This is a genomic window from Terrabacter lapilli (assembly GCF_039531305.1).
GTDB classification, from domain to species: domain Bacteria; phylum Actinomycetota; class Actinomycetes; order Actinomycetales; family Dermatophilaceae; genus Terrabacter; species Terrabacter lapilli.
Genome location: NZ_BAAAPU010000001.1, coordinates 298571 through 316498, shown reverse-complemented (window position 1 = coordinate 316498; position 17928 = coordinate 298571). Strand labels below are relative to the sequence as shown.

General features: G+C 71.7%; 15 protein-coding genes. 5 read left to right on the top strand and 10 right to left on the bottom strand.

Annotation, left to right across the window (positions count from 1 at the left end; translation table 11 throughout):
* Positions 1–574: 574 nt before the first annotated feature.
* The 7 genes from ABD241_RS01325 to ABD241_RS01295 form a co-directional block, all read right to left on the bottom strand.
* Complete coding sequence (locus ABD241_RS01325; RefSeq protein ID WP_344057640.1) at positions 575–1864, bottom strand: thymidine phosphorylase; 1290 nt, start codon at positions 1862–1864, stop codon at positions 575–577.
* 53 nt (positions 1865–1917) lie between these two features.
* On the bottom strand, positions 1918–2364 hold the full coding sequence (locus ABD241_RS01320) for a cytidine deaminase (RefSeq protein WP_425580641.1): 447 nt from the start codon (positions 2362–2364) through the stop codon (positions 1918–1920).
* On the bottom strand, positions 2361–3635 hold the full coding sequence (locus ABD241_RS01315; RefSeq protein WP_344057638.1) for an ABC transporter permease: 1275 nt from the start codon (positions 3633–3635) through the stop codon (positions 2361–2363). The genes ABD241_RS01320 and ABD241_RS01315 overlap by 4 nt, the downstream gene beginning before the upstream one ends.
* Complete coding sequence (locus ABD241_RS01310; protein ID WP_344057636.1) at positions 3632–4753, bottom strand: ABC transporter permease; 1122 nt, start codon at positions 4751–4753, stop codon at positions 3632–3634. The genes ABD241_RS01315 and ABD241_RS01310 overlap by 4 nt, the downstream gene beginning before the upstream one ends.
* On the bottom strand, positions 4750–6462 hold the full coding sequence (locus ABD241_RS01305; protein ID WP_344057634.1) for an ABC transporter ATP-binding protein: 1713 nt from the start codon (positions 6460–6462) through the stop codon (positions 4750–4752). Before ABD241_RS01305 ends, ABD241_RS01310 begins: the two co-directional genes overlap by 4 nt.
* Before the next feature lie 241 nt (positions 6463–6703).
* Positions 6704–7765: a BMP family lipoprotein gene (locus ABD241_RS01300; RefSeq protein ID WP_344057632.1), complete on the bottom strand. Its 1062-nt coding sequence runs from the start codon at positions 7763–7765 to the stop codon at positions 6704–6706.
* 111 nt (positions 7766–7876) lie between these two features.
* The gene (locus ABD241_RS01295) at positions 7877–9130 is read right to left on the bottom strand and encodes an amidohydrolase (RefSeq protein WP_425580640.1); all 1254 of its coding nucleotides are present in this window, start codon (positions 9128–9130) and stop codon (positions 7877–7879) included.
* Between the two features lie 96 nt (positions 9131–9226).
* Here ABD241_RS01295 and ABD241_RS01290 point away from each other — a divergent pair, with 96 nt between their 5' ends.
* On the top strand, positions 9227–9970 hold the full coding sequence (locus tag ABD241_RS01290) for a (2Fe-2S)-binding protein (protein WP_344057627.1): 744 nt from the start codon (positions 9227–9229) through the stop codon (positions 9968–9970).
* A gap of 76 nt (positions 9971–10046) precedes the next feature.
* Positions 10047–10970, top strand: a complete 924-nt coding sequence (locus tag ABD241_RS01285; RefSeq protein ID WP_344057625.1) for a type IV toxin-antitoxin system AbiEi family antitoxin domain-containing protein — start codon at positions 10047–10049, stop codon at positions 10968–10970.
* 108 nt (positions 10971–11078) lie between these two features.
* Here the strand turns inward: ABD241_RS01285 and ABD241_RS01280 are convergent, their stop codons facing one another.
* On the bottom strand, positions 11079–12671 hold the full coding sequence (locus ABD241_RS01280; protein ID WP_344057623.1) for an acyl-CoA mutase large subunit family protein: 1593 nt from the start codon (positions 12669–12671) through the stop codon (positions 11079–11081).
* Between the two features lie 284 nt (positions 12672–12955).
* Entirely contained in the window at positions 12956–13468 is a 513-nt protein-coding gene (locus ABD241_RS01275) for a GbsR/MarR family transcriptional regulator (protein WP_344057620.1), read from the bottom strand.
* A gap of 84 nt (positions 13469–13552) precedes the next feature.
* On the opposite strand from ABD241_RS01275, the gene ABD241_RS01270 reads away from it, so the two are divergent.
* The 3 genes from ABD241_RS01270 to ABD241_RS01260 are packed head-to-tail and all read left to right on the top strand — an operon-like array spanning position 13553 to position 17250.
* Complete coding sequence (locus tag ABD241_RS01270; RefSeq protein WP_344057618.1) at positions 13553–14458, top strand: ABC transporter ATP-binding protein; 906 nt, start codon at positions 13553–13555, stop codon at positions 14456–14458.
* Positions 14455–16113 carry an ABC transporter permease gene (locus ABD241_RS01265; protein WP_344057616.1) on the top strand — a complete coding sequence of 553 codons (1659 nt, stop codon included), beginning with the start codon at positions 14455–14457 and terminating at the stop codon, positions 16111–16113. The genes ABD241_RS01270 and ABD241_RS01265 overlap by 4 nt, the downstream gene beginning before the upstream one ends.
* Positions 16114–16161: 48 nt before the next feature.
* Entirely contained in the window at positions 16162–17250 is a 1089-nt protein-coding gene (locus tag ABD241_RS01260) for a mannose-1-phosphate guanylyltransferase (protein WP_344057614.1), read from the top strand.
* A 74-nt stretch (positions 17251–17324) separates the two neighbouring features.
* Here ABD241_RS01260 and ABD241_RS01255 read toward each other — a convergent pair whose 3' ends face one another.
* Positions 17325–17921 (bottom strand): dTDP-4-dehydrorhamnose 3,5-epimerase family protein, encoded by a 597-nt coding sequence (locus tag ABD241_RS01255; RefSeq protein WP_344057610.1) that lies wholly within the window; start codon positions 17919–17921, stop codon positions 17325–17327.
* Positions 17922–17928: the final 7 nt, after the last annotated feature.

The window sequence follows — 17928 nt, the reverse complement described above, 5'->3', positions numbered from 1 at the left end:
ACAACCAGCTCAAAAAGAGTCAGTCATTCAATTCAACCAAAGGATAATTCGTCCAAGACCAGTTAGCCCCACCGAACAGTGAGACCACACCAGCCCCGGGACGAGGTAATTGGCATCGATTTTTGACACGCTGTTGAGTTCTCAAGCATCGGACACACACCATCAACCACACCCACCAACGCGGGCCCGGCCTCCGGGGCAACCCTTCAAACTTACCCGCCTCAAGCTTGGGAGTCAAACCTGCGATCCGCCCTCAGGGCGGCCAGATCTGACCCGCTTGGAATCAGCGGTTCCTGCTCACCGAAGTCTACCCGATCCATCCGGGCGCTCCAGCGCTTTCTCCGGCCACCCCCGATCACTCGAGGCCCAGCCGGCGCGGTCCACGACCATACCGGACGAACCGGCAAGCCCTGAACCATGGTGGTCAACCCCGGGACCGGCCAGCTTCGCGCGGTGATCACACCGCCGCGGTGGCGTCCGTTCCTCCCTGTCGGGCTGACGAAGAGAACACTAGCCCGGCCCCTAAGGATCTCCAAAATCGGGTCGAAACGCCCCGCCAACCGCTCGCCCTGGCTCAGGAGATCCGGTCGATGACGATCGAGGGCAGGTCGGGACGCGAGCCCTCGGGGGCGATGGCGTACCCCCCTTCGAGAGCCTCGATCGCCCGCGCGAACCGCTCGGGCTCGTCGGTGTGCAGCGTCATGAGCGGCTCCCCGCCGCGCACGGTCGCTCCCGGCTTGTAGTGCAGCTCGACGCCGGCACCGGCCTGCACGGCGTCCTCCCTGCGCGCGCGGCCGGCGCCGAGACGCCAGGCGGCCACCCCCACGGCGAGGGCGTCCAGCTTCACGAGCACCCCGTCGGCCGGGGCCAGGACGTGATGGGTCTCCTTGGCCCGTGGCAGCTCGGCGTCGGGGTCGCCGCCCTGCGCGCTGATCATGCGGCGCCAGACGTCCATGGCCCGACCGTCGGCGAGGACGTCCGCTGGGTCGATGTCCGAGCGGCCCGCGCCGGCCACCATCTCGCGCGCCAGGGCCAGAGTCAGCTCGACGACGTCCTCGGGTCCGCCGCCCGCGAGAACGTCGATCGACTCGCGCACCTCGAGGGCGTTGCCGGCGGTGAGGCCGAGTGGCGTCTCCATGTTGGTCAGCAGCGCCACGGTGTGCACCCCGGCGTCGGTGCCGAGCCGCACCATCGTCTCTGCGAGCTCACGCGCCTGGCCGAGCTCCTTCATGAACGCACCCGAGCCCACCTTGACGTCGAGGACGAGCGAGCCAGTGCCCTCGGCGATCTTCTTGCTCATGATGGACGTCGCGATCAGGGGCACGCAGGAGACGGTCCCCGTGACGTCGCGCAACGCGTACAGCTTCTTGTCGGCAGGTGCGAGCCCCGAGCCGGCCGCGCAGATGACGGCACCGACGTCCTCGAGCTGGCGCAGCATCTCGTCGTTGGAGAGGTCTGCCCGCCACCCGGGGATGGACTCGAGCTTGTCGAGGGTGCCGCCCGTGTGCCCGAGGCCGCGTCCGGAGAGCTGGGGCACGGCGACCCCGCAGGCCGCGACGATCGGCGCCAGCGGCAGCGTGATCTTGTCGCCCACCCCACCGGTCGAGTGCTTGTCGCTCGTGGGGCGGGAAAGCGACGAGAAGTCGAGGCGCTCCCCCGAGCGAATCATCGCGTCGGCCCACCGGGCGATCTCGCGGGAGGTCATGCCGTTGAGGTAGATCGCCATCGCCAGCGCCGACATCTGCTCCTCGGCGACGACGCCGCGGGTGTACGCGTCGATCACCCAGTCGATCTGCGCGTCCGAGAGCTCCTCCCGGTCGCGCTTGGCGGAAATGACGTCGACGGCATCGAAGGCTTCGCTCACGGGACCCATCATGTCCCAGACCCGCACGGCGCCGCCCGCAGGCGGCGCCGGCTTCAGCCCTCGGCGTGACGCAGGTCGTCGACGCCGAAGGCCTGGGGCAGCACCGCCGTCATCGGCAGCACTCCCTCGGGTGTCATGAGCAGGCACTCCGGTCCGCCGTTCTCCCACAACAGCTGGCGGCAGCGGCCACAGGGCATCAGCGCCCGCCCGTCGGAACCGACGCAGAAGACGGCCGTCAGCCGGCCGCCGCCCGTGGCGTGGAGCTCGGACACCATGCCGCACTCGGCGCACAGCGCGACGCCGTATGCCGCGTTCTCCACGTTGCAGCCCGCCACGACGCGTCCGTCGTCCACGAGCCCGGCCACGCCCACCCGGAAGCGGGAGTACGGGGCGTAGGCGCGCTCCATCAGCTCCACGGCGCGCAGGCGCAGCGCCTCCCAGTCCACGTCCGCCGACACGCCGGCAGGCGCGCCGGCCGACCCGTCCGCCTGTGCGGTCACGACGCCTCACCCTTGCGGTACACGGCTCCGTCGGCAGCCGGCATACGCAGTCGCTGCGAGGCGAACGCGAGCACGAGCAGCGTCGCGACGTACGGCGTCATGCCGGTGAACTCGTTGGGCACGCTCGGGGCCGAGAGGAACCAGCCGAGCGCCAGGACACCCATGACCACCATCGGCACGCCGGTGAAGGACTTGCCCCGGCGACGCCGAACGAGCTGCCAGATCCCCCACGCGACGAGGGCGATGGCGATCGGCAGGAGGTAGGCCCGCACGACGTCGCCGCCACCGCGGAGCTGGACCGCGTCGGCGTAGCCGAAGAGGGCCGCGCCGCCGGCGAGGCCGCCCGGACGCCAGTTGCCGAAGATCATCGCGGCCAGGCCGATGTAGCCTCGTCCGCCCGTCTGCCCCTCGCGGTAGAGGTTGCTCGCGACGAGGACGAGGAAGCCACCGGCCAGGCCGGCCAGGCCACCGGAGATCAAGACCGCCACGAACTTGTAGCGGTAGACGTTGACGCCGAGGGTCTCGGCAGCCACCGGCGACTCACCGCAGGAGCGCAGCCGCAGCCCGAAGGCCGTGCGCCACAGGATCCACCACGTCGCGACGAGCAGCAGCACGGCGATGACCGTCAGGACGTTGAGGTTGGTCGTCACCGCGCGCAGCACCGCGGCGAGGTCGGAGACGAGCCACCAGTGCTTCTGCTCGAGGGTCAGCAGCGGGTCCGCGAGACCGGGGACCGACAGGAACGGCAGCTGCTGCAGCGGCGGTGACTGCGTCGGGCCGCCGCCCGGGAGCCCGGTGAACGTGCGGACGGCCAGGTAGGCGCCGGCGCCCGCGCCGAGCAGGTTGATCGCGACACCGGAGACGATGTGGTCGACGCCGAACACGACGGTCGCGACCGCGTGGATGGCGCCCCCGAGGACGCCCATGAGGATCGCGCCGAAGATGCCCGCCCACGGGCCGTAGTGGTAGCCGAAGAAGGCCCCGCCCCACGTGCCGAAGATCATCATGCCCTCGAGGCCGATGTTGACGACGCCGGCCCGCTCGCTCCACAGGCCGCCGAGGCCGGCGAGGCCGATCGGCACGGCCAGGCCGATGGCCGCCATGACGGCGCCGGACGAGTCGATGTCGTTGGCGCCGGTGATGACCCGCACCGTGGAGAGGACGACGAGGGCCCCCACGACGATGGCGGCCCAGAACCAGCGCGGGCGGCCGGTGCGCCCCGCCGCCGGGGCGGTGGCCGGGGCGGTCTCGGTGATGACGGGGGTGCTCATGCCACCGCTCCTTCCGCCGGCGCGCCGGCTTGCCGGGCGAGCTCGCTGGCGACGCGACGCTGCTCGAGGCGGACGTTGGCGCGGCGCACGACCTCGTAGGCGATGACGACGGACAGCACGATGACTCCCTGGATGACGAGCACGAGGCGGTCACTGACGCCGGCGGTGATCTGCAGGCCGTTGCCCTGCGCGTCGAGGTAGGCCCACAGCAGCGCGGCGAAGGCGATGCCGACGGGGTTGTTGCGACCGAGCAGGGCGATGGCGATGCCGGCGAAGCCCAGGCCCGCCTGGACGGTGTCGCCGTAGACGTAGTCCTGCCCGAAGAGGAGCGGCATCCCGACGAGCCCGGCAGCGGCGCCGGAGATGAGCATCGACGTGAGGACCATCCGCTTGACCTTGACGCCGCTGGCGACGGCGGCAGACTCGGAGCGGCCGGTGGCGCGGAGGTCGAAGCCGAAGCGCGTCTTGTTGATGACGAACCAGTAGAGGATGCCGACCACGATCGCGAGGAGCACGAAGCCGTAGATCTTGCTCGGCGTGGCGATGATGCCGTCGAGGGAGATCCCGGGAACCCGGGAGTCCTGGGGCAGCGGCTTGGTGTTGGTCGCGTTGCTGCCCTGCACCCGTTCGGCCGTCTTGCCGAGCAGGAACGCGACGAGGAAGGTCGCGATGGAGTTGAGCATGATCGTGGAGATCACCTCGGAGACGCCCCGCGTCACCTTGAGGACGCCCGCGATCCCGGCCCAGACCGCCCCGGAGGCCATCGCCACGAGAAGGGCGACGATGATGTTGAGCCAGCCAGGGAGCCAGCCCTGGCCGGCGAAGAGCGCGGCGGCGAACGAGGCCACGCGGTACTGCCCGTCGACGCCGATGTTGAACAGGTTCATCCGGAAGCCGATCGCCACCGCGATGGCCGACAGGTAGTAGACCGAGGCGCCGTTGATGATGTTGACGACCTGGCGCGGCAGCGGGGCCTTGAACAGCTGCGCCCAGACCGCGCCGACGGGGTCGCCGGCGACGAACAGGATGATGCTCGTGACCACCACGGCCACGACGATCGACAGCAGCGGCGCCGCGATCGCCATCAGGATGCGACGGGCGTCGAAGCGGGTGCTCATCGGGTCTCCCCCTCGTGGGTGGCGCCGGCGTCCGGGTCGGCCGTCGTTCCTGCGTCCGGGCCGACGGCTGTCCCGGTCGCCGTGCTGGTCGCTGGGTGGGCCGCTGCGTCGGTCGCTGCGTCGGTCGCTGCGTCGGTCGCCTTCTCGGCCGGCGTCGGCTGGGCACCCGTCATGGCGGCGCCGAGCTCCTCGCGTGTCACCTGGTCGGGGTCGAACTCGCCCGAGAGGCTCCCACGGAGGATGACGCGGATGGTGTCGGACAGGCCGACGAGCTCCTCGAGGTCGGCCGAGATGAGCAGGACACCGAGGCCGTTGCGGCGGGCCGCCTTGATGTGGTCCCAGATCGCGGCCTGCGCGCCGACGTCGACGCCGCGGGTCGGGTGCGCGGCCACGAGGACGCGCGGGTTGCGGCGCATCTCGCGGCCGATGATGAGCTTCTGCTGGTTGCCACCGGAGAGCGACCCGGACGTCACGTTGATCGACGGGGTGCGCACGTCGTACTCCTCGACGATCGTCTCCGTCTCGCGCTTGGCGCCCGAGGCGTTGACGAGGATGCCGCCGGGACCCGAGACGTTGACCGCCTCGGTCTGGTGCCCGAGGATCACGTTCTCCCAGAGCGGCGCCTCGAGCAGCAGGCCGTGGCGGTGCCGGTCCTCGGGGATGTAGCCGATGCCGGCCTCGCGGATCTCGCGGACCTCCCAGTCGGAGATGTCGACGTCGCCGAGCAGGATGCGGCCGCTCGAGGGCTCCCGGATGCCCATGATGACCTCGACGAGCTCGGCCTGGCCGTTGCCCTCGACGCCGGCTATGCCGACGATCTCGCCGGCGTGGATCGTGAGGCTGACGTCCTCGAGCAGGGCTCGTCCGCCGGCCGGGTCGGCGAGGGAGATGTGCTCCGCCGTCAGTGCCGGCGTCTGCGTCACCGTCGACTCCTCGGTCGAGGGTGACGGCAGCTCGGAGCCGACCATGAGCTCGGCCAGCTGGCGCGGGGTGACGCCGGTCGGGTCGACCTCGGCCACGGTCGTGCCGCGCCGGATGACGGTGATGGCATCGGCGACCTTGAGCACCTCGTCGAGCTTGTGCGAGATGAACACGACCGTCAGTCCCTCGGACTTCAGCTCGCGCAGGTTGTCGAAGAGCTCGTCGACCTCCTGCGGCACGAGGACCGCGGTCGGCTCGTCGAGGATGATGATGCGCGCGCCGCGGTAGAGGACCTTGAGGATCTCGATGCGCTGGCGCGCGCCCACCCCGAGGTCGGCCACGAGCGCGTCGGGGCGGACGTCGAGGCCGTACGCCCCGGAGATCTCGCGGATCTTGGCGCGAGCCGCGTCACCGATGCCGTGGAGCTTCTCGGCGCCCAGGACGACGTTCTCGAGGACCGTCAGGTTGTCGGCGAGCTGGAAGTGCTGGAAGACCATGCCGATGCCGGCGGCGATGGCGTCCGACGGGGAGCGCAGCTGGCGCACCTTCCCGTCGACCTCGATCGTGCCCTCGTCGGGCTGCTGCACGCCGTAGAGGATCTTCATGAGCGTCGACTTGCCGGCGCCGTTCTCGCCCACGATGGCGTGCACGGTGCCCTTGTCGACGGTGAGGGAGATGTCCTTGTTGGCCACGACACCCGGGAACCGCTTCGTGATGCCCTCGAGCCGGACGGCCGGGGCTCCGTGGTGGACGGCCCTGGCGGGCTCGCCGGGCTTGTCCCCGGTCACGGGCGCGTTGCTGACGATGACACACACTCCTCATGCGGGCCCGCCTCGGCGCGGGCGTCGATCGAGTATTGAACCAGCACCCCCGACCCTGGCAAGGCCCGCGGTGGCGGCGGCCCGCGGTCGGGCCTGCGGAGAGAACTGTTGCGGAGGAAGCGACGGCCCGGACGACGCTGCGCGCGCCGCCCGGGCCGTCCAGCGGGACGGCGGAACAGGCCGCTCCCCCTGCCGAGCTGTCAGGCGATCAGGACTTCGGGACCGTGATCTGGCCCGAGATGATCTTCTGCTTGTAGTCGTCGAGCTTGCTCTTGATGTCGTCGATGTGGCCACCCGTCGTGGAGTAGTCGACACCGCCCGCCTTGAGGTCGAAGATCTTGTTGCCGGCCTTGAAGGAGCCGTTCTTCACCTCGTTGATGAAGTCGTAGACACCGACGTCGACCTTCTTGATCATCGAGGTGAGGATGACGTCGCGGACGTCGGCCGGGGCCGTCTTGGCCTGGTCGGAGTCGACGCCGATGGCCCACTTGCCCGCCGACTTGGCTGCCGTGAAGACACCGCCGCCGGAACCGCCGGCCGCGTGGTAGACGACGTCTGCGCCGCCCTGGTACATGCCGTCGGCCGCAGCCTTGCCCTTGTCGACGGAGTTGAAGCCCGAGAAGTCCGGCGGCTGCGTGAGGTACTTGACATCGATCTTGATGCCCGGCTTGACGGCCTTGGCGCCGGCCTCGTAGCCCGCCTCGAACTTCTTGATGAGCTCGGTCTGCACACCGCCGATGAAGCCGATGTGGTTGGTCTTGCTCTTGAGGGCCGCAGCCGCTCCGACGAGGAAGGAGCCCTGCTCCTCGGCGAAGGTGATCTGGTCGACGTTCGGGCCGGCGGAGTCGGGCGACGCGTCGTCGACGATGGCGAACTTGACGTCGGGGTTGGCCTTGGCGGTCTCGCCGACGGCCTTGGCGTAGGCGAAGCCGACGGCGACGATGTTGTTGTAGCCGGCGTCGATCAGCGACTGGAGGCGGTCCTTGCGCGCGGACTCGGACTCACCCGCGACGGCCGAGGCCTCCTTGACGCTGGCACCGAGCTCGTTCTTGGCCTTGTCGAGGCCCGCGGCTGCCGCGTCGTTGAACGACTGGTCACCGCGACCGCCCACGTCGTAGGCCATGCCGATCTTCAGCGAGCTGCTGCCGGCACCGCCGGTCGAACCGCCCGTGCTGCCGGGAGACGTCGAGTTGCCGGTGCTGCTGCCGCAGGCCGCGAGGCCCAGGGCCGCTGCAGCGACCACAGACGCGACCTTGGTTGCGTGACGCAAGAGGTGCTCCTTAGATGCGCGGGGCCGACGACGACATCGGCCCAGATAGCACGGAACTGTAGACCCCGCAGCAGCAAGATCTGAGCGGCTTCGGACGAGTCGCAGCAAGTGTTACCGATCCGCGACCGCTGTCAGCGGAGAGACGCCGGTCAGCGTCGGGGTGCCCGCCAGCTGGGCCGCGGCGGAGAAGACGACGCCGGCCAGCATGCGGGCCCCGACCGGGATCGCGGCCTCGTCGACGACGAGGTCGCCGCGGTGCAGGTCGTAGGTGGGACCGCCGGGCGTGCGGGTGCCGAGCCGGGCCATGGCACCGGGCACGTGGGTGAGGTACCACGCGAAGTCCTCGCCGCCGAGGGACTGGGGCGTCGGCGCGACGAAGCCGCCGGTCCCGGTCACCGCGGCGGTGAGCGCGTCGATGCACGCCGCGTCGTTGACCACGGGCGGCACACCCTTGGTGATCGACACGTCGGCCTGGACGGCATACGGCTTGACGACCTCGTGCACGACCGACTCGAGGAGGCGCTCGACGCCGTCCCAGATGCTGGCATCGAGCATGCGCAGGGTGCCGCCGACCTTGCCGGAGGCGGGGATCACGTTGGCCGCGCCGCCCGAGTGGATCGAGCCCCAGACGAGGGCCGCCCCGGCGCGCGGGTCGAGACGCCGCGACAGCACGGCGGGCACGTCGGTCACGACCTTGGCGAGGGCGTACGTCAGGTCCTGCGTCAGGTGCGGGCGCGAGGTGTGTCCCCCGCGGCCGGAGAGCGTGACCTCGATCTGGTCCGCTGCGGCGGTGACCGCGCCGACGCGAAGGCCCACCTGTCCGGCGTCGAGGCTGGGGTCGCAGTGCAGCGCGAAGATGCGGTCGACGCCGACGAGCCCGCCCTGGGACACGACGTCCTCGGCGCCGCCGGGCATGAGCTCCTCGGCGGGCTGGAACACGAGGCGGGCGCCGATGCCTGCCGCGACGAGCCGCGCCTCGACCTCCTTGAGCGCGAGCGCCGCGCCGAGGAGGGCGGTGGTGTGCACGTCGTGGCCGCAGGAGTGGCTGACGCCGTCGGTCTGCGAGGCGAACTCGAGACCGGTCTGCTCTCGGATGGGCAGGGCGTCGATGTCGGCCCGCAGGGCGATGCGGTGCGCTGGGTCGGTCGCGCCCATCTCCGCGACGAGCCCGGTGCCGCGCAGCCGTCGGACGCCGATGCCGGCGCGCTCGAGGCGCTCGGCGATAAGGGCGGTGGTGCGGATCTCGCCGCGGCCCAGCTCGGGGTGCGTGTGCAGGTCACGCCGGATGGCGACCAGCTCCGGCACGTGCTCTCCGACGGTTCGGGCGATGGCCTCGAAGGGCGGCGGGGGCGTGCGGTCGGTCACGAGCACCGGAGTCTAGCGAGAGGATGGGCCGGGCCCCCGCTCGCGGGGCTCCGAGCGGGTCCGCCGGGTCCGTCATGAGGGAGGGAGAGGTCAGCGTTGGAGCAGCAGGCGCAGACGCAGTCGGTGCGTGCCGTGCAGGTCGCCCAGGCTGTCCGGCACGTCGTGTCGGTCGTCGACCGTGCCCTGCCGTTCACCACCATGACGACCGAGACGTCCGCGGCCACGGTGTGGTTCGGCGACGTCGTGGCCCACGTGCGCGCCGGCGCCGACCCGCTCGAGCCGTGGCGCGACGCCCTGCGCCGCCAGATGCGGGACCGTCACGACGTCCCGGTGCGAGCGCACATCCCCGCGGCGTTCGTGCTCCAGTGGGCGTGCGAGGTGGCCGCGACCCCGATGGCGTATGCCGCCGTGCTGGGTCCGTGGGTGCTCGTGCCGTCCGCGGCCGGGCTCGGTTTCGAGCCGGCGCCGGGCCTGTACCCCGCGCGCATCGTGGTGGACCCGGACCGAGCCTCGCTGGAGGAGGACGCCGACCGCACGCGACGTCTGGAACGGGGCCGGACGGCATACCGCGCGCTGGTCTCGGAGGTCGTGGCGGCGTACGCCCCCGGGGTGAAGATGAGCTCGCGCCAGCGGTGGGGGGTCGTCGAGGACGTCTGGGCGACGGCGGTGCGGCTGGCGTGCGGTGCCGCGGGCGAGAGCGTCGGGCCGGAGCCCACCCGGGTGTCGTGCTGCTTCATCTACGCGCTGCCCGGGATGCGGGAGTGCGCCGCCTGCCCGCGGCACGGCCGGACGGTCCGATCAGCCGGATCGAACGCCGGTTCCGACCCTCCAGGGCCGTAACCGCGGTTGGTTCCGGCTCGTCGTTCCCTGTGGATGACGGCGGCAGGGCTCGGCGGGCGCTCAGCAGGATCGACGCATGCGCGCGGTCAAGGCCCTCGTCCGTCTCGGTGGCACCGCGACGGCCCAGCAGCTGCGCCTCGCCGGCGTGCACTGGCGGCACGTGCACGCCGCACTCGAGGCGGGCCTGGTGGCGCGCACCTCACGCGGCCACTACTGCCTCGCCGGGACGGAGGCCGCCCGCGCGGCTGCGCACCGGCTCAGCGGCGCCGCGTCGCACACCACCGCCGCCCTGCACTGGGGGTGGAAGGTGCGCATGCCGTCCGATGAGCCGCACGTGACGGTTCGGGCCAAGCGCAGCCTGCCGGCGGGTGCGTCCGACGGCGTCGTCGTCCACTGGCGTGATCTGGATGCCGACGACGTGTCGGACGGCTGGGTGACGACGCCGGTCCGCACCGTCGTCGACTGCTGCCTCGACCTGCCGTTCGCCGACGCCCTGTCCGTCGCCGACTCGGCACGACGAGCCGGCCTGCGGACCTCGACGGTGCTGGACCGGAGCGCGTGGCTGCCGCCGCGTCAGCGGGACAGGGTCAAGCGGGTGCTGGAGGCGTCGGACCCGCGGGCGGCCAACCCGTTCGAGTCGACGCTGCGTGCCATCGCGCTGGGGGTGCGCGGGCTGGAGCTCGAGCCGCAACTGCGGATCCGCTACGACGGCTTCTTCGCGCGCGTCGACCTCGCGGACGACGACCTCCGGATCGTGCTCGAGGCCGACAGCCACGAGTTCCACACCGGGCGAAGGGCTTTCGACCGCGACTGCCGCCGCTACAACGGGCTCGTGACCCGGGACTGGCTCGTGCTCCGCTTCACCTGGGAGCAGGTCATGTTCGAGGCGGAGGTGGTGCGGTGCGCCATCGAGGAGGTCGTCGCCCTGCGCCGTTCGCAGGGCCTGCGCCGCCTCCGGACGGGTCGAGTGACCGGATCGAAGCTGCGAAAGGCCCTGTGAGACGGGTTTCGGGCGTTCGGTCCGGCCACTCGCACCGGCGCCCGGCGGCGGGAGGGCAGGGTCAGCGGGCGGGGGCGGACGGCATACGGCCTCGACCGGCGGCAGGGGTCAGAAGGTCTCGCGCGGCTGGTAGACGCCCCACACCTCACGCAGGGCGTGCGCGACCTCGCCGCCCGTGGCGCGGGCGGCGAGCGCCTCCTTCATCGGGTAGAGGACGTTGTCGGTGCCGCGGGCCGCTTCCTGCAGTCGCCCGAGCGCGGCCTTGACGGCATCGTCGTCGCGATCGGCACGCAGCGCCTCGAGGCGGGCGCGCTGGTCGGCCTCGATGGTCGGGTCGACGCGCAGCGGCTCGTAGCGCTCCTCCTGGTCGAGCGTGTACCTGTTGACGCCGACGACGGTGCGCTCGCCGTTGTCGATCTCGAGCTGGACCCGGTAGGCCGACCGCTCGATCTCGGACTTCTGGAAGCCCTGCTCGATGGCGGCGACCGCACCTCCCTTGTCCTCGACGGCCTGGATGAGCGCGAGCGCCGCCTCCTCGATCTCGTCGGTCATCGACTCGATGACGTAGGAGCCGGCGAAGGGGTCGACGGTCTTGGTCACGTCGGTCTCGTAGGCGATGACCTGCTGGGTGCGCAGCGCGAGGCGGGCGGCCTTCTCGGTGGGCAGGGCGATGGCCTCGTCGAAGGAGTTGGTGTGCAGGGACTGGGTGCCGCCGAGGACGGCGCCGAGACCCTGGAGGGCGACGCGGACGAGGTTGACCTCGGGCTGCTGGGCGGTCAGCTGCACGCCGGCGGTCTGCGTGTGGAAGCGCAGCATCATCGACTTGGGGTTCTGGGCGCCGAACTGCTCCTTCATGATCCGCGCCCAGATGCGACGGGCGGCGCGGAACTTCGCGACCTCCTCGAGCAGCGTGGTGCGCGCGACGAAGAAGAAGGAGAGGCGTGGCGCGAAGTCGTCGACGTGCAGGCCGGCGGCCTGGGCGGCGCGGACGTACTCCATGGCGTTGGCCAGGGTGAAGGCGATCTCCTGCACGGGCGTCGCCCCGGCCTCGGCCATGTGGTAGCCGCTGATGGAGATGGTGTTCCAGCGCGGCATCTCCTTGTGGCAGTAGGCGAAGACGTCGGCGATGAGGCGTAGCGACTCGCGCGGCGGGTAGATGTAGGTGCCGCGGGCGATGTACTCCTTGAGCACGTCGTTCTGGATCGTGCCGGTCAGCTGGTCACCGGCGACGCCCTGCTCCTCGGCGACGAGCTGGTAGAGCAGCAGCAGCGTCGAGCCGGGCGCGTTGATCGTCATGGACGTGGAGATCTTGTCGAGCGGCAGGCCCTCGAAGAGGGTGCGCATGTCGTCGAGGCTGTCGATGGCGACGCCGACCTTGCCGACCTCGCCGTGCGCGATCGGCTCGTCGGAGTCGTAGCCCATCTGCGTCGGCAGGTCGAACGCGACCGAGAGGCCACCGGTGCCGGCCTGCACGAGCTGGTGGTAGCGCTGGTTGCTCTCCTTGGCGGTGCCGAAGCCGGCGTACTGGCGCATCGTCCACGGGCGCCCGGTGTACATCGAGGGGTAGACGCCCCGGGTGAAGGGGTAGCGGCCGGGCGCGCCGAGCTTGGCCTCGGGGTCGAAGCCCGCGAGGGCCGACGCGTCGTAGACGGGCTCGATGGGCAGGTCGGACTCGGAGCGCGCACCAGTGCTGTCAGCCATGCTGCCGAGCGTATCGGCGGCGGGGCCGTGGCAGCCGCCCCGCCGGGCGAACGTTGTCGATCTCACGCCACCGAGGGCGTATGCCGTCAGCCCGGGTCCCGACAAGACGTGGCCTTTCGACGGTTGACAGGCGGCCACACGTGGCCCTTCGACGGTTGAGAGGCGGCCACACGTGGCCCTTCGATGGTTGGGAGGCGGCCACACGTGGCCCTTCGACGGTTGGGAGGCGGCCACACGTGGCCCTTCGACGGTGGAGGACCGGCAGAGAGTGGCCTCTCGACGGGTCAGGCGCCGGCCGGCCAGGTGCGGGTGAGCTCGGCCTTGCGGTCCTCCCACTCCCCCTCCAAGGCCCCCAGCCGCTCGCCGAGGAACTCGAGGAAGGCGACCGACAGCTGCAGTCGCCGGCCGGCCTCGGTGTCGGTGCCACCGACGGCGGGGATCCCGGCCCGCAGGCTCGTCTCGATCTGGGCGAGCACCCGGTCGCGGGAGAGCATCGCGCCGTGCCAGGCGTCCGCCTGCACGACGTAGACGTCGCGGCGCGACCCCCGCTCGCGCTCCTTGCCGATGAGGTAGGTCTGAGTCAGGTAGCGCACCGCGCCGGAGACGGCGGCCGGGCTGACGTCCAGGGCCTCGGTCAGCTCGGTCGCGGTCATGCGGCCGTCGTCGTCGGCGAGCAGCTGCGCGAAGACGCGAGAGGCCAGTCGCGGCATACCGGCGTCGGTCAGGGTGTCGCCGAAGCGCTCGACGTAGGCGGAGACCGCCTGCTCGTCCCGGGCCCTGCGCTGCGCTGCGGTCACCGCGTCCTCCTCCGTCGCCTGCGCCGACCCTAGCCGATCTCTCATATCATTCAGTAAATCGTGAATCTTGTGTACCGTCGATCCATGACCTCCGCGATCCAGGTCCACGGGCTGCACAAGAGCTTCGGCCGCACGGTCGCCCTCGACGGGCTCGACCTCGACGTGGCGACCGGCGAGATCCACGGCTTCCTCGGCCCGAACGGGGCCGGCAAGTCCACCACCCTGCGGATCCTGCTCGGCCTCATCCGCGCCGACGGCGGGACCGCCACCCTCCTCGACGGCGACCCCTGGCGCGACGTCACGACCCTGCACCGGCGCCTGGCCTACGTCCCCGGCGACGTGGCCCTGTGGCCGAACCTCACCGGCGGCGAGGTCATCGACGTCCTGGCCCGGCTGCGGGGCGGGGTCGACGAGAGGCGGCGGGCCGAGATGATCGAGCGGTTCGACCTCGACCCGACGAAGAAGGGGCGCTCCTACTCCAAGGGGAACCGGCAGAAGGTGGCCCTGGTCGCTGCCTTGTCCTCCGACGTCGAGCTGCTGCTGCTGGACGAGCCGACCTCGGGGCTCGACCCGCTGATGGAGGCCGTCTTCCGGGAGGTCGTCCACGAGTTCCGCGAGGCGGGGGGCACCGTGCTGCTGTCGAGCCACATCCTCTCCGAGGTGGAGCAGGTGTGCGACCGCGTCAGCATCATCCGCGAGGGTCGCAACGTCGAGTCCGGGACGCTGACCCAGCTGCGCCACCTGTCCCGCACGACGGTCCGCGCCACGCTCACGCACCCGATGGACGCCGCGCAGATGCGGGCGCTTCCCGGGGTCGGGGACGTCACCGTGGCGGGCCTCGACGTGACGTGCACCGTGAGCAGTGACGAGCTGGGGCGGCTGCTCGAGCTGCTCGGCGCGCACGGGATCACGGCGCTGACCAGCGCTCCCCCGACGCTCGAGGAGCTCTTCATGGAGCAGTACCGGTCGACCCCCGCGGAGGCACGATGACCACCGCAACCACGGCGCCGCGCCCCATCGAGTCCCCGCCTCCGCGGCGCCCGCTCGACCCGGGCCTGACCGGGACGACCTCGCTCCTGCGCCTGGCGGCACGCCGGGACCGCGTGCTCATCCCTGCCAGCGCGCTCGGTCTCGCCGCCTTCGTGGCGCTGTCGGCGCAGGCGACGTTCGCGCTCTTCCCCGACCTCGCGTCGGCCCAGGCGTCGATGGCGCCGACGCTGGCCAACCCGGCGCTCGTGGCGATGTACGGCCCGATCTCGAGCCTCGGCCTCGACTCGATCGCCACCTTCAAGTCGGTGCTCCTCGGCGGCGTCTTCCTCGGGCTGCTCGCCTACGTCGTCGTCCGGCGCCACACGCGTACGGAGGAGGAGACCGGGCGGCTCGAGCTGCTCGGAGCGGGCGTCGTGGGCCGACGGGCGGCGCTGGCCTCGGCCGTCGTCCTCGGCACGTCCGCCGTGCTGCTCACCGTCGTCCTCACCGTCGGTTGGTCGATCGGGGTCGGGCTCAACCCGGCCGGCTCGGTCGCCCTCGGGGTGTGCTGGCTGATCATCGGGCTGTCCTGGGTCGGCGTCACGGCCGTGGCCGCACAGCTGACGTCGAGCACCCGCGGCACAGCGGCCTGGTCGCTTGGCGCGCTCGCCGTCGCCTTCCTCGTCCGGGCCGTCGGGGACACCGCGGCGAGCGACAGCCCGGCCCGCTTCCTCTCCTGGCTCACCCCGCTCGGCTGGGGCGTCAAGGTCTCGCCGTACGGCGAGAACCGCTACTGGCTGGTGCTGCTCGGCATCGCGCTCTACGTCGCGCTCGTGGCAGTCGCCTTCGCGCTGCTCGAGCGGCGCGACCTCGGCTCCGGGGTGCTGCCGAGCCGGGCCGGTCACGACCGCAGCACCATCGCGTCCCCGGGAGCCCTGACGCTGCGGCTCGTCCGCGGCACCCTCGTCGGCTGGGTGGTCGCCTACGTGGTGCTCGGCCTCGTCCTGGGCTCCATCGCCCGCAGCGTCGAGACCTTCGTGGACTCACCCGCGGTGGCCGACATGCTCAAGGCCCTGGGCGGCGGCGTCGCGGGGTCGGTCACCGACCTCTTCTTCGCGACGGAGCTGCACTTCGCCGCCATCGGCGCCTCCGCCCTGGCGATCGCGCTGGTCACGCGGATGCACACCGAGGAGACCACCTCCCGCCTCGAGGCGCTGCTGGCGACGCCGGTCCGGCGGGTCGGGTGGGCGCTCGGCCACCTCGGGATCGCGGTTGCCGCCTCGGCACTCGTGATGGTCGTCGGGGCGGTGGTGGCCGGGGTCGTGCACGGTGCCGACAGCGGCGACATCGGCGGGACCGTCGGACGCCTCACGGGAGCCGGCCTCTCCACCCTGCCGGCCGTCTGGGTGACGATGGCCGTCGCGATGCTGCTCTACGGCGCGCTGCCCCGCTTCACCGGGCTCGCGTGGGCCGTGCTCATCCTCTTCCTCGTCCTCGGCGAGTTCGGCGACCTGCTGAACCTGCCCGGGTGGCTCCTCGACCTCTCCCCCTTCACGCACCTGCCCGGGCTGCCGGGCGGGACGCTGCAGTGGCCGCCGCTCGTCGGGCTGACCCTCGTTGCCGTCGCCGTCGGTGCCGCGGGTCTGGCCGCGCTGCGACGGCGCGACGTCGGCTGAGCCTGTCGCGTGCCCGGCGCACCGCCGGGTCTGGATACGGTGTGCCCCATGACAGGCATACCGGGTCTCTGGGCCGTGATCCCCGCCGGCGGCTCGGGCACGCGGCTGTGGCCCATCTCCCGCCGGCACTCCCCCAAGTTCCTGCACGACCTGACCGGCTCGGGCCAGTCGCTGCTGCGGGCGACCTGGGACCGGCTCCAGCCCCTCGTCGAGGACCGGATCCTCGTCGTCACCGGCGTCGCCCACGAGGAGGCCGTGCGCCGCCAGCTGCCGATGCTCGGCTACGACGCCGTCGTCGGCGAGCCGTCGCCGCGTGACTCGATGCCGGCCATCGGGCTGGCCGCCGCGATCCTCGAACGCCGTGACCCCGAGGCCGTCCTCGGGTCCTTCGCCGCCGACCACGTCATCACCGAACCGGAGAACTTCCGCCGCGCGGTCGCCGAGGCCGTCGTGCTGGCGCGCCGCGGCGAGCTCGCGACCATCGGCATCGAGCCGACCGAGCCGGCGACGGGCTTCGGCTACATCCGCCTCGGCGAGCGCCTCGACGTCGTCGGGGCACCGAGCGCCCACCGCGTCGACGAGTTCGTCGAGAAGCCGGACCGGGAGACGGCGACCCGCTACCTCGAGAGCGGCGAATACCGCTGGAACGCGGGCATGTTCGTCGTCGGTGCCACCACCCTGCTCGAGCTGCTCGCGCAGAACCACCCCGAGATGGTCGACCACCTGCGCACCATCGCCGGCGACCCGCTCCGGATGCGCGACCTGTGGCCGTCGCTGCAGAAGATCGCCATCGACCACGCCGTCGCCGAGCCCGCGGCCGCCGCCGGACGGGTCGCCGTCGTGCCCGCCTCGCTCGGCTGGGACGACGTGGGCGACTTCGCCTCCGTCACAAGGCTGGTCGGCGAGTCCGCCGACCTGCCCGGGATCACCGCGATCGGTCCCATCGACGACATCATCAGCATCGACTCGACCGCGACCGTGGCCGCCGCCGGCCGCCTCGTCGCGCTGATCGGCGTCGACGACCTCGTCGTCATCGACACCCAGGACGCTTTGCTCATCACGCGTCCGGACCGCGCCCAGGACGTCAAGCGGGTCGTCGAGACGCTCACGGCCCAGGGTCGCACCGAGCTGACCTGAGGAGCCGCGGGACGGCATACGCCCGAGGACGTATGCCGTCCGCCCGCCTCAGCTTCGGTGGGCTCGGTGGCCGCTCAGCGCTGGGTCGCGCGGAAGTCGAGGCACGCCGCATACGTCGGGAGCAGGCCCGACTCCTGCGCCTCGGTGAGGGTGGGCGCCGCCGCGTCCTTGGGCGACAGGAGCGGCTCGATGCCGTCGGGGAGGACGAGACCCACGCCCGGGTCGAGCGGGTGGATGCCGTGCTCGGCGCTCGGGTTGTAGGCGGCCGAGCAGAGGTAGTGGGCGGTGGTGCCGTCCTCGAGGGCGCAGAACGCGTGACCGAGGCCCTCGGCGAGGTAGACGGCCCGGCGGTCCACCGCGTCGAGCACCACCGAGTCCCACTGCCCGAAGGTCGGCGAGCCGACGCGGAGGTCGACGACGTAGTCGACGAGCGAGCCCGACACCGCGGTGACGTACTTCGCCTGGCCCACCGGCACGTCGGCGAAGTGGATGCCGCGGACCGTGCCGCAGGCCGAGACCGATACGTTCGTCTGGACGACGTCGAGCCGGTGGCCGATGACCTCGGCGAGGTGGTCGCCGCGGAACGACTCGAGGAACACCCCACGGTCGTCGGGGAACAGGCGCGGGCTGATCTCCCACGCGCCGTCGATCTTCAGCGGGCGAATCTCCATCAGCGGT